We start from the raw sequence: 11,860 nt of genomic DNA, 5'->3' as shown, positions 1-11,860 counted from the left end.
TTAACCTCCTTATTTATCTAATCTTTTGTTTGCTTTTTCTAGTAATTCTGTTAGTTTTGCTTCTGGATTTTCGATCTTTTGTAAGAATATCATAGCTGCAATGATGTATGGTTTGTAGCTTGCTTCTTTGTATAGTGGAACTCTATATCTATCAAATACTGAACCGTCAACTTCACCTTCTTCAGTTGATACACCTGTTATATCAGCTGGTAGACAGTGTAGGTAAAGAGCCTTGCCGTCTTTTGTAAGTTCCATCATTTCTTCTGTAGCTGCCCAGTCTTTGTGTTCAGCGTTTTGTTTTAGTAGTCTTTGTTCTAGTTCATCTATACCAGCTTGGTCGCCTTCTCCGTAAAGTTTTGTTCTTTCTTCCATAGCAGCAAATGGTGCCCATGATTTTGGATAAACAATATCAGCATCTTGGAAAGCTTCCTTCATATCATTTGTAACTGTGAAAGATCCACCGTATTCTTTAGCGTTCTTACGAGCTATCTCTTCAACTTCAGGCATTATTTCGTATCCTTCTGGGTGAGCTAGAACTACATCCATACCTAGTCTTGTAAATAGGCCAGAGATACCTTGTGGAACAGAAAGTGGTTTACCATATGATGGTGAGTAAGCCCATGTCATAGCAACTTTTTTGCCTTTTAGATTTTCCATACCACCAAATTCGTGAATAACATGAAGCATATCTGCCATAGCTTGTGTTGGGTGGTCGATGTCACATTGTAAGTTTACAAGTGTTGGTCTTTGTTCAAGTACTCCATCATCATAACCTTCTTGTACGTATTCAGAGAAGTCTTTCATGTATTGGTAGCCTTTGCCGATGTACATATCATCACGGATACCTACAACATCAGCCATAAACGAAATCATATTTGCTGTTTCTTTTACAGTTTCACCGTGAGCAACTTGACTTTTGCCTTCTTCGAAATCTTGAACTTCTAGGCCTAGTAAGTTACAAGCTGATGCAAATGAAAATCTTGTTCTTGTTGAGTTATCTCTGAATAGCGAAATGCCTAGTCCTGAGTCAAATATTTTTGGTGATATGTTTTCTTCTCTCATAGCTCTTAAGATGTCAGCTACTTTCCAAATGGCTTGTAGTTCTTCTTGTGATTTATCCCATGTGTGGAAGAAGTCATCACCGTATAAGTTTTTGTGGTCTAGTTCTTTTAGTTCGTCAATTAGTTTTTTGATATCTTGGCTCATTTATTTCTCCTTTTTATCTTTGAATTTCGTATTTGTATTCTTCTTCGTTTGGATATATACCATCCCAAACAACGCGTCTGTAGTGTTCATAGTCTGTATCACCCTCTGTTGATACAAGAAGAATCACTGAGTTTTCGTCAAGTTGTAATTGTTCTTTGATCTCTTTCAAATCTTCTCTTTGTAAGATTTCAGAAAGAGGTCCCATTGTTGCTGCTCCACTTTCTCCTGAGATGATTTTCTTATCATCTTTTAGTGGATTTCCAAGTATTCTCATTCCCCTTGCAGCTGCTTTATCAGGTACTGATAAAAAGGCATTTGCATAAGAATGAAGAACTGGCCAACCTATAGTTACTGGTTCTCCACAAGCAAGTCCTGCCATAATTGTGTCCATCTTTCCAGTAACATTGTGAATCTTACCGTCATCTGCTTTTGCAGTAATGAAATTACAATTTGCCTTTTCAGGTTCAACAATTGTAATAAATGGCTTTTCATCACCCTCATAAACTGATGAGAAGTAACCTGTCAAGCCTGTTGCAAAAGAACCTACACCAGCTTGAGCAAAGATATGGCTTGGCTTAATACCAAGTTCTTGTAATTGATCATTTGCTTCTTTTGCTAGTGTTGCATAACCTTGGATTATCCATGTTGGGATTTCTTCATATCCATCCCATGCTGTATCTTGGACCATAATCCAACCTTTTTCTTCGGCATTCTTATTAGCAAGGGCAACACATGCATCGTAGTTTAAGCCTTCCATGATTTCACATTCAGCACCAAGAGCTCTAATATTATCACGTCTTTCAAGTGCAGATCCATCTGGCATCAATACTACACATTTTTGTTTAAGCTGATTTGCTGTCCAAGCCACACCTCTACCGTGGTTACCATCTGTAGCTGTAACAAAAGTAACATCATCTAGCTGATTTCTAATCTCTTGTGAAATCATTTTCTCAAAAGGTAAATCTTCTATGTCTATTCCAAGCTTATTAGCTATGTACTTACCTATCGCAAAAGATCCTCCCAATACTTTGAAGGCGTTTAGGCCAAATCTATAGGATTCGTCTTTAACGAATATATCCTTAACACCAAATTGCTTAGCTAAATTACTAAGTCTGACTAAAGGTGTCACTTCATAGTCAGGAAAACTTTCATGAAATTTTTGTGCTGTATTTACAACTTCTTCGTTTATAAAATCTAACGAAGCCTTATCTCTTTTAGAGATATCATTTAATACTATGTTATATGTCTCTACCAAAATTACATCCTTTCTAACTATTATTGATATATCCATCAAAACTTATATTATAAATTGAAATCTATAGATTTTAAGTCATAATGAATAGGTAGTATGTGATATATCACTTATATTATAATTGCAATAAACTACATTGTCAAATAAAAAATTTAAACGCTTTCATAATTGTGAAAATAAAGTAGAAAGGTATATTAGCCTTATGGAAAATAAAGTAAACAACAAGATTAAAAGAACATTTGTAAAAGACCAAGCATATAATATCTTACATGAACAAATAATAAATGGGACACTAAAACCCTACACTCAGCTAAAGATTTCTGATCTATCAAAAGAGTTGGGTATTTCTAGAACTCCTGTAAGAGAAGCAATTCTAATGTTAGAAAATGAGGACTTGGTTGTAACGAAGGCCAACCAATGGACTATGGTTGCTCCTATAAGAGTCGATAGATTGAAAGATATTTACGAGCTTGTAGCAGGCTTAGAAAAATACGCCTTAAAGAATAATTTTGATAAAATTGACGATGCTTTTATAAATGATTTGATTAAAATTAACGAAAAAATAAAAACTGAACATATGAATGGTAATATACTAAAAGTAATTGACCTAGACAATGAATTTCACGACAAAATCATAGGACTATCAGATAATAAAGAGATAAAACCAATAGTCGATAAATTAAAAAATAGACTTAAAAGATTTGAAATATGCTTTTATATGGCAAAGGATAGTCACAAAGAACCATCAACTTACAACGAACACTTGGTGATGATAGAAGCTATTAAAGAAAGAAAGCTAGATGAGGCTCTAGAAGCTTTACAGCAAAATTGGACAACTACCATCACCGATGAATCTATAGAAAAGATAAATAAACTAATAAACCAAGAAAACTAATGATTGCTTATGCCATTAATAGTTTCAAGAGCGTGGATTAAAAATGGTCTTATTATTTCAAAGTTTTCCTCACAAGCTTTACTAGAACCAGGAAAATTTATAATAAGACTATTTTTTCTTATGCCAGAAACTGATCTTGATAAATAAGCAAAGGGAGTTATTTTGCTGCCCTCTACCCTCATAGCTTCGCTAAAACCAGGTACTTGTTTTTCAATAACTGCAAGAGTAGCATCAACTGTAACATCTCTTTTTGCTAGTCCTGTACCTCCTGTAGTTAGGATAAGATTTATATTTTGATCCGAGTATTCTAGTAATTTTTCTTTAATCAAATCGAAATCATCTGCTATAACTTCATAAAATTTAACTTCAAAATCCATTTCTTCTAGAAGTTTTATAAGGACTTTGCCACTCTTATCTTCATAAATCCCAGCACTTGCCCTATCTGATGTAGTTAATACTCCTGCTGTAAACTTCATAAAAGTCCCCCCTCAGCCATTTCTATGAAGTCTTCTTTTTTAAGGTCTAGACCAGCAAAGACCCTTGGCAAGAAGTAATCAAAGCTTGTAACCTTGCTGTGGATGCTAGCTCCTGGTACACCCATAAGATAAGTATTATCATCTCTTGCAACCATTAACATATTGCCCGGTTGCATTGGTATGCCTTGGACTATAATTTCTGCTCCAGTTTTTCTAATTGCTCTTGGGGTTATATCGTCAGGATCGACACTCATACCACCAGTGAAAATGACAAGATCTGCACCAGAATTTTTAAATTTCTTGTAAGTTTCTACTAACTTATCTTCATCGTCAGGAAGAAATATAAAATCAATTACTTGGCTTTCAAAATGTCCAAGTTTTTCTGTTAGAACCGGCTTAAAAGCATCCTTGATTCTACCATAGTAGACTTCATCTCCCGTGATTATACATCCTACTTTTAAATTTTTAAATTCCTTTACTTCAAATATCGGCCCTTCATTTTCTAATATTGCTTTAGCTTGATCTAGCTGAATTTTTTCGGTCCAAAGTGGCACTATGCGCACACCTGCAAGCTTATCACCAGCATTAACTCTAATATATGATTTCTTACAGGCTATGGTATAGTCACCGATTGTATTGATTTTTCTAAGCAAGTCGCGATTAATTACAAAAAGTCCATCAATTTTGCTTGATAAGCTAATTTTACCCTCACTTACATCGGATACATTAATATTTTCATTAGTTAGAAGATTTTTAATTTCAAGGACTGCATCTTCTTCGTGGACCTGGTCTGCTTCAAGCTCACCAACATAAATATGGTCCTTGCCTATATTTTTTAATGCCTCTATGTCAGAATCTTCAATTATATGACCACGTTTAAATTTGACACCCTTAAAACCATCTTCCATTATGGCTGTTATATCGTGTAGTAGTGGTTGACCAATAGCATCTTCTACTTTAATTTTCTTAATCATTGTTTGCTACCTCAATTTCATCTCCAGGATGGATAAAGCCTTCTTTTTTGACAATGGCAAAAATCCCCTCTGTTGGCATTATGCACTCTCCTGTAATATTTCTAATCTCACAGCCCTTATGGCATTCTTTGCCAATTTGAGTTACTTCAAACTCACATTCTCCTATTTTTAAAATTGTTCCTATAGGAAGATGGTGGAGATTAATGCCCTCTGTCATAATATTTTCCGCAAAATCTCCTGGCTTTAGGCTAGGTATTTTAGCCTGCATTTTTTCTAAAGACTCTTCTGCCAAAAGAGAAACCTGCCTATGCCAGTTTCCAGCGTGAGCATCACCAACTATGCCATGGTTAATCTTTAGCTCTATTCTTTCTACTGGCGTCTTGATAGTACCCTTCTTCTCACTTATATTAACTGAAATAACTCTCATTTGTGTATGCTCCACTCTTCCCGCCTGTTTTCCTAAGTAATCTTATGTCTGTAATAGTAATATCTTTCTGGACAGCCTTGCACATATCATAAATTGTTAATGCTGCGACAGATACTGCATGGAGAGCTTCCATTTCAACTCCTGTTTTTGCATTTAATTTACAAGTAACAAGTATTTCTATGGCACACTTTTCATCGTCCATATCAAATTCTATATCTATTGATGTCAGGTTTATAGGATGGCACATTGGGATAGTATTTGCTGTATTTTTTGCCGCCATAATTCCTGCAACTTTTGCCACAGTCAAGACATCTCCCTTTTCAATCTCAGAGTTTTTTACCATGTCATAGGTCTTTTTATTCAACAATACTTTGCCATAGGCAGTAGCAAGCCTATCTGTAGATCTCTTTTCTGAGACATCCACCATCTTTGCTTTGCCCTTATCATCTAAATGTGAAAATTTATCCATTTATCCTCCAATAGAATTCATAGATCTCTTTGAATCTGAACCAGTTTCATTAAGCTTATGGCTCTTTGGTTTATTATATATTGAATCTATGATAGTCTTTCTTTTTTCCTCAATTGATAGGCCTTTGAGTTTAATTTCCTCTGCAGAGTGCAGGCAGGCCTTGAGTTTACCATCTGAAGTAAGTCTAATTTTATTGCAATCAGCACAAAATTCTCTGCTCAAAGCTGAGATAAGTCCAACTTTACCCTTATGGCCATCTATTTTATAAATCCTTGCGACACCAGAATATCCAAGATCTTCATATGAATATCCCTCTAAAATATCAAGATTATTTTTAAAGTTGACCCTATCAAACTTAATAGCCTTGCCTATCGGCATAAGTTCTATAAATCTCACTTCAATATCATTATTTTTAGTCAAATTTATAAAATCATCTATCTCATCATCATTAAATCCCTTTATCAAGACTGTATTAATTTTTATCTTAAATCCTAGATCTATAGCTTTTTTGATTGCTTTAATGGTTTGATCAAAGCCATCACGTCTGGTGATTTCTTTAAATTTATCAGAATTTAGAGTATCTAGACTTATATTTAGTCTATTTACCCCTATTTCTTTTAGCCTATCCAGTTTATCAAAAATAAGAGAAGCATTCGTTGTAATTCCAATATCTTCTATGGCATCAATTCTAGCTATTTTTTCTATCAAATCCATGACACCACGTCTTGCAAAAGGCTCTCCACCTGTGATTCTAACCTTTTTTATGCCAAGGTCCGTCATTATATCAACGATTTCTAGGATTTCTTCAAATGACAATATATCTTCATGAGATAAAAGATCTATACCATCTTCACCCATGCAATACTTGCAGCGAAAATTGCACCTATCTGTCACAGATATTCTCAGATATGAAATTTCTCTGTTAAATTGATCTTTCATAATATCACCTATCTTCTACAAATATTAAATCTTTTTGATCAATATTTGCATAGATTTTATTCTTATCTAATTTATAATAATCATCTTTTGCTAGTTTAATTCTTAAATCAGTAAACTTTTCTCTATCTTTATTAAAAACAATAGTCAAAGAATCGATATTTTCTAAAATACTATACTTATCCAAAATAAATGAATTACTATCTGTAGGGTAATTTGAAATAGTAAAAGCATTTTCTGAAATAGCTAGAATTTTCTTATCAAAATCTCCTCTTTTATTGAAGTCTATGCCCCAATTTGTAGCATGAAGATTGCCATTAGTCGTAAGCTCAATACTAGAGAAATTTCTTATACCAATTAGTTTAGCTTCGGTAAGAGTTTTTGGATTCTTAAAAAAGTCATTCTTTTCTTTTTTAATATAAGTTTTGCCATTAGCTATGCTAATAATACTATCGCACATCCTGTAAACTTCATCCTTGTCGTGGCTAACTAGGATTGTCCTTAATTTACTTTTGTCAATAATTCTCATTACCTCTTCTTCTACAGAATGTTTTATATAGGCATCCAGAGCTGAAAAAGGCTCATCTAATAACAAAATATCTGGTTTGTTGAGAAGAATCCTACAAAGGGCTGTCCTTTGTTTTTCTCCACCAGATATTTCGTTTGGATACTTATTTTTTATATGATAGATATGCATTTCTCTTAAATAATTTGATATATCTTTGTCTTTGTCCGTCCTCATAGCAAGTTTAATATTTTCTTCCACCGTAAAATTTGGAAATAAGGCATAATCCTGGAAAAGATACCCAATTTTCCTATCCTGAGACCTTATATTTATATTTTTACTTGAATCAAAAAGAATTTTGTCATCCAATATAATTTGTCCCGAATCCGGAGTTATAAGACCTGCAATACACTTTAGTGTCACTGATTTACCAGAACCAGAAGGACCCAAGAATCCAAGATGATTTTCATCCATTGAAAAATCCACATCTAAACTAAAATTTTTAAATTCTTTTTTTATCTTACAGATTAACATCATTTGACCCTATTCTTTTCAAACATATTAAGTGCAAATAGAACAATAAATGAAATTATGATATTAATAATAGCCCATCTATAAGCCAAGCTATCATTGCCTATTCTCCAAAATTGGTAAATCGTCGTAGAAATAGTTGCTGTTTTGTTGGGTATGTAGCCTGCTATCATGCTTGTTGCTCCATATTCGCCCAAGGATCTGGAAAAAGCTAAAATTAGTCCTGATAAAATTTCGTTTTTTGAATTTGGAATAATTAGCCTCCAAAAAATCCATGTATTTGACTTTCCGAGAGTTTTCCCAGCAAAGATAATATTTTCATCAAAGTTTTCAAAAGCTGCACGGCTAGTCCTATACATTAGCGGAAAAGATACAATAACACATGCAAATATAGCCGAATACCATCTCATGACTAAAGGGATGCTTGCAAATGTTTGGCCAATAAAGCTATTTGGTCCCAGAACTTTTAGTAGAAAAAATCCTATAACCGTTGGAGGCAAAACAAGGGACAAGGTAAGTATAACGTCCAAGACCCCTTTTGCTTCATTTGGTAGTTTCTTAATCTGATAAGCCAAGAAAACCCCTATAAAAAATGTTAAAATTGTCGAAATTATTGCAATTCTTATCGAATTGTATAAGGGAAATAAATCCACATCCTACCTACATTGCTTTCTTAAATCCATATTTCTCAAAAACTTCTTGAGCCTTATCACTTTTTAAAGATTCCAGGAATTTTTCTCCAGCTTCTTTATTCTTGCTATTTATTGTAAGGGCAGCTGGATATATAATCTTATTTTCAAATTTCGAAGAATCAGCTCTATCTACTATCTTTAGCCCTGCTGTGTTTGCATCAGTAGAATAAATTATTCCACAATCAACAGCGCCTTCGCTTACCCATGTAGTGACTTCTTTTACATTTGATCCAAAAGTTACCTTGTCTTGTATAGCTTCCCATATACCTAGGTTATTTAGCAATTCTTCAGAATATTGGCCAACAGGTACATCAGAGTTTCCAAGGGCAATGCTTGTTACTTTTTCGGTGTTCAAGTCTTCAAAAGATGAAATATCTTTATCTGAGTCTTCCTTAACTGCAAGGATCACTTCATTTTCTAAAAGATCAAACCTCGATCCGCTATCAATTAGTGATTCTTTTCCCTCATCAAGGCCTTCAAGTTCATCCATTTGTTTCTTGGCAGCTGAAATAAATACATCACAATCTGCACCTTCTTCTATCTGAGTCTTTAAAGTTCCTGATGAATCAAAATTAAAGGAAAGCTTAATATCTGGATTTTCTTCTTCAAATACATCCTTAAGTTCGTTTAGAGATTCTGTCATTGATGCCGCAGCAAAAACTATCAAATCACTTTCACTTTGCTCAACTTTAGTCTGTTCTTTAACTTCTTTTTCTTCACTTTCATTGGAATTTGCACAAGATGCAAATAATAAAACTCCACAAAAGCATATTGCTAATGCTAAAATATTTTTTTTCATAACATCCTCCTGTTAATATTTTTGCACAGTCATTAATTTTGTCAACTATTAGTGTGCAAAAGCATTATAGATATTAGAAATTTTCATTAATAATTAGTTATATTTCAGCCATACTATTTAATAGTTTTTCAAAGCCCTTTCAATTCTTCTTTTATCATCTTTTTTCTTTAAACTTTCACGCTTGTCATATAATTTTTTACCCTTGGCTAGGGCGATTTCTATTTTTACCAGGCCATTTTTCTCATAGATTGAAAGTGGAACTATGGTAAAACCAGCTTGACTTTTCTTTCCAATCAGGGTGCTTATTTCTTTTCTGTGAAGCAAAAGTTTTCTAGTCCTAGTTGGATCGATTTTTTTATCATAAGCTTCAGTGAACGGAGTTACATGCATGCCGTAGATATAAATCTCACCATTTTTATCGCCAATAAAGCTTTCCTTTATACTAACCTTGCCCTGCTTGATGCTTTTTACTTCATCACCCTTAAGTTCAATGCCTGCTTCATATTTTTTTCTATAAAATAATCGTGAAAGGCCTTTTTATTGTTCGCTAACTGTTTCATCTTCCTCCAATAAATCAAAGTCGATATTTTTTTGGTAAATATCAACATCTCTTACTTCTATCTTAACCCTATCCCCTATGGAATAGAATTTCTTGTTTGCTGTATTAAATGCTTTTAGGCTATCTTCAATATATTCAAAGTGGTCATCTGAGAACTTATACATAAACAAGCCCTCAACCGTATTATCAAGCTCTACAAAGATTCCAAAATCTGTGATAGAACTTATATTTCCCTCAAACTCATCGCCTATAAATCTTCTCATATACTTACATTTCATCAAATCTTCCACCTCTCTCTCGGCGTCTTCGCTTCTGCGTTCAGTCATAGATAGATGCTCACTAGAATTATCTAGGCTATTTTCTAAGCTTGCTTGGTTAAATTTGTTTAATTTATTTTTGATATAAGTTTTTAAAAGTCTATGGACAATCAAATCTGGATATCTACGGATTGGGCTTGTGAAGTGTGTATAAAACTCAGTAGAAAGACCAAAGTGTATATCTCTTTTCTTGCTGTATTTGGCCTTTTGCATGGTCCTTAGCATCAAAAGATTTATAATGCTCTCCTCATCTTCACCCTTAACATCTTCTAGTATTTTTTGAAAATCTTTAGGGTGAAGTTCGCTTCCCCTAATATTGTAGCCCATAGTGTTTAATGCACGTTTGAAATTGTCCAGTTTTTCCTGGGATGGCTTTTCGTGAACCCTATAGATAAATGGAAAATCCATATAGCCAAATAGAGTGGCAACTGTTTCATTGGCAACTAGCATGAATTCTTCTATCATTTTATTGCCAGTGCCACGCTCATGGACAGAGATATTTAAAACTTTACCATCATCTGTTGTATCAATTTGACTTTCCCTAAAGTTAAAGTCTATTGCTCCCCTATCTTCTCTTTTTTGCCTTAAAATTTTGTGAAGTTCATCAAATAGTGATAGTTTCTCCTTTAGGTAATCATCATTGTAAACTCCATCATCTCCATCATCCAAAAATGCATTGACGTCATCATAAACTAGCCTGTAATCAGAATTTATTACAGACTCGTAAAAGTCATTTGCAATTACATTTCCCTTACGATCTATAGTCATCTTAAGACTTATGCTAAGCCTATCTACATTTGGATTTAGTGAACATATACCATTTGATAGTTCAACTGGAAGCATTGGTATTACAACATTATATAGGTAAGTAGAGTTACCCCTATCATAGGCATCTTTATCTATAGCGCTTCCCCCTTTCACATAATGAGCTACATCAGCTATATGAACATATAGGTCGTAATTTTCTCCATTTTTGTCAATGGAAATCGCATCATCAAAGTCTTTAGAATCTCTACCATCTATGGTAACTGTAAAAAGGTCTCTAAAGTCTTCTCCAGCTCTAGTATCTTCTTCCTTAACTTCTGTATCTAAGTATAAAACTTCCTTCTTTGTATCTTTGGAAAATTGATATGGGATTCCATGTTGGGCAACTATGGAATAAATATCGACATTTTTGTCATTTTTGTGGCCTATAATATCGACAATTCTTCCCTCAGGATTACCTTTTTTGGGGAAATTTATAATTTCAGCTATAACCTTATCTTTGTTCTTGGCCTTTTTAGTATATTTCTTTTCTATATAGATATCTTTGCCTATAGCCTTATTATCAGCTACTACAAAGCCAAATCCCTTGGATTCCTGAAATGTACCCACAATCTTAGTTTTGCCTCGTTCTATAATTTCAAGAACTCGTCCTTCGGCATTTTTACCCTTCGATGCTTCTTTTGTTATCTCGATTTTGACTTTATCACCATCAAAGGCATCTCCTAAATTGTCTTTTGATATAAACACATCATTCATATCTTTATTTTCTGATATGAAAAATCCATAGCCTCCTTGGGCAAGGGAAATTGTTCCTATTAATGATAGTTCTTCATCACTTATAGGCATGATTCTCTTTTTGTGGCTGATATGAATTTTATTATCTTTTTCAAGTTTTTTAACTTCATCATAAATCACGCCTTTGGTGTACTTATCAGCTTTCAAATAGGAAGCCAATTCTTTTGTTGTAATTGGATTGTAATCTTCATCATAAACTATGTTTAAAATAAGGTCTCTTAAATTCATTATTAACTCGTTTCTTTTTATAACTATAAAAAAA

At 33.7% G+C, this 11,860-nt stretch carries 12 protein-coding genes and 1 pseudogene; 1 reads left to right on the top strand and 12 read right to left on the bottom strand.

The features are described from left to right. Positions 1 to 9 precede the first annotated feature (9 nt). Both ygeW and dpaL read right to left on the bottom strand, forming a co-directional pair. Positions 10 to 1,206 carry a knotted carbamoyltransferase YgeW gene (ygeW, locus tag BN38_RS06060; protein WP_044566071.1) on the bottom strand — a complete coding sequence of 399 codons (1,197 nt, stop codon included), beginning with the start codon at positions 1,204 to 1,206 and terminating at the stop codon, positions 10 to 12. 13 nt (positions 1,207 to 1,219) lie between these two features. Beyond that, positions 1,220 to 2,461, bottom strand: a complete 1,242-nt coding sequence (gene dpaL, locus BN38_RS06055) for a diaminopropionate ammonia-lyase (protein WP_044566397.1) — start codon at positions 2,459 to 2,461, stop codon at positions 1,220 to 1,222. Positions 2,462 to 2,660: 199 nt separating this feature from the next. Here dpaL and BN38_RS06050 point away from each other — a divergent pair, with 199 nt between their 5' ends. After that, entirely contained in the window at positions 2,661 to 3,353 is a 693-nt protein-coding gene (locus BN38_RS06050; RefSeq protein ID WP_044566070.1) for a GntR family transcriptional regulator, read from the top strand. Here the strand turns inward: BN38_RS06050 and BN38_RS06045 are convergent. From BN38_RS06045 to rnr, 10 genes and pseudogenes are all read right to left on the bottom strand, one after another. After that, positions 3,350 to 3,829: a MogA/MoaB family molybdenum cofactor biosynthesis protein gene (locus BN38_RS06045; RefSeq protein ID WP_044566069.1), complete on the bottom strand. Its 480-nt coding sequence runs from the start codon at positions 3,827 to 3,829 to the stop codon at positions 3,350 to 3,352. The two genes, BN38_RS06050 and BN38_RS06045, sit on opposite strands and share 4 nt — an antisense overlap. Further along, positions 3,826 to 4,803 (bottom strand): molybdopterin-binding protein, encoded by a 978-nt coding sequence (locus BN38_RS06040; RefSeq protein WP_084593763.1) that lies wholly within the window; start codon positions 4,801 to 4,803, stop codon positions 3,826 to 3,828. The genes BN38_RS06045 and BN38_RS06040 overlap by 4 nt, the downstream gene beginning before the upstream one ends. Then, positions 4,796 to 5,230 (bottom strand): MOSC domain-containing protein, encoded by a 435-nt coding sequence (locus BN38_RS11025; RefSeq protein ID WP_044566068.1) that lies wholly within the window; start codon positions 5,228 to 5,230, stop codon positions 4,796 to 4,798. Before BN38_RS11025 ends, BN38_RS06040 begins: the two co-directional genes overlap by 8 nt. Then, positions 5,211 to 5,699 carry a cyclic pyranopterin monophosphate synthase MoaC gene (gene moaC / locus BN38_RS11020; protein ID WP_044566067.1) on the bottom strand — a complete coding sequence of 163 codons (489 nt, stop codon included), beginning with the start codon at positions 5,697 to 5,699 and terminating at the stop codon, positions 5,211 to 5,213. The genes BN38_RS11025 and moaC overlap by 20 nt, the downstream gene beginning before the upstream one ends. Continuing rightward, complete coding sequence (moaA, locus tag BN38_RS06025; RefSeq protein WP_044566066.1) at positions 5,700 to 6,638, bottom strand: GTP 3',8-cyclase MoaA; 939 nt, start codon at positions 6,636 to 6,638, stop codon at positions 5,700 to 5,702. A gap of 4 nt (positions 6,639 to 6,642) precedes the next feature. Next, entirely contained in the window at positions 6,643 to 7,677 is a 1,035-nt protein-coding gene (locus BN38_RS06020) for a sulfate/molybdate ABC transporter ATP-binding protein (protein WP_044566065.1), read from the bottom strand. Beyond that, positions 7,674 to 8,324, bottom strand: coding sequence for a molybdate ABC transporter permease subunit (gene modB, locus BN38_RS06015; RefSeq protein ID WP_044566064.1), 651 nt, complete (start codon positions 8,322 to 8,324; stop codon positions 7,674 to 7,676). Before modB ends, BN38_RS06020 begins: the two co-directional genes overlap by 4 nt. Positions 8,325 to 8,331: 7 nt before the next feature. Next, positions 8,332 to 9,162 carry a molybdate ABC transporter substrate-binding protein gene (modA, locus tag BN38_RS06010; RefSeq protein WP_044566063.1) on the bottom strand — a complete coding sequence of 277 codons (831 nt, stop codon included), beginning with the start codon at positions 9,160 to 9,162 and terminating at the stop codon, positions 8,332 to 8,334. Positions 9,163 to 9,279: 117 nt separating this feature from the next. Continuing rightward, positions 9,280 to 9,722 (bottom strand): annotated as a pseudogene (gene smpB / locus BN38_RS06005) (SsrA-binding protein SmpB). Continuing rightward, on the bottom strand, positions 9,700 to 11,826 hold the full coding sequence (rnr, locus tag BN38_RS06000; protein WP_044566062.1) for a ribonuclease R: 2,127 nt from the start codon (positions 11,824 to 11,826) through the stop codon (positions 9,700 to 9,702). Before rnr ends, smpB begins: the two are co-directional and overlap by 23 nt. Positions 11,827 to 11,860: the final 34 nt, after the last annotated feature.

The organism is Anaerococcus provencensis (assembly GCF_000312365.2).
Lineage (GTDB): Bacteria > Bacillota > Clostridia > Tissierellales > Peptoniphilaceae > Anaerococcus > Anaerococcus provencensis.
This window is presented reverse-complemented; position numbering and strand designations above follow the sequence as displayed.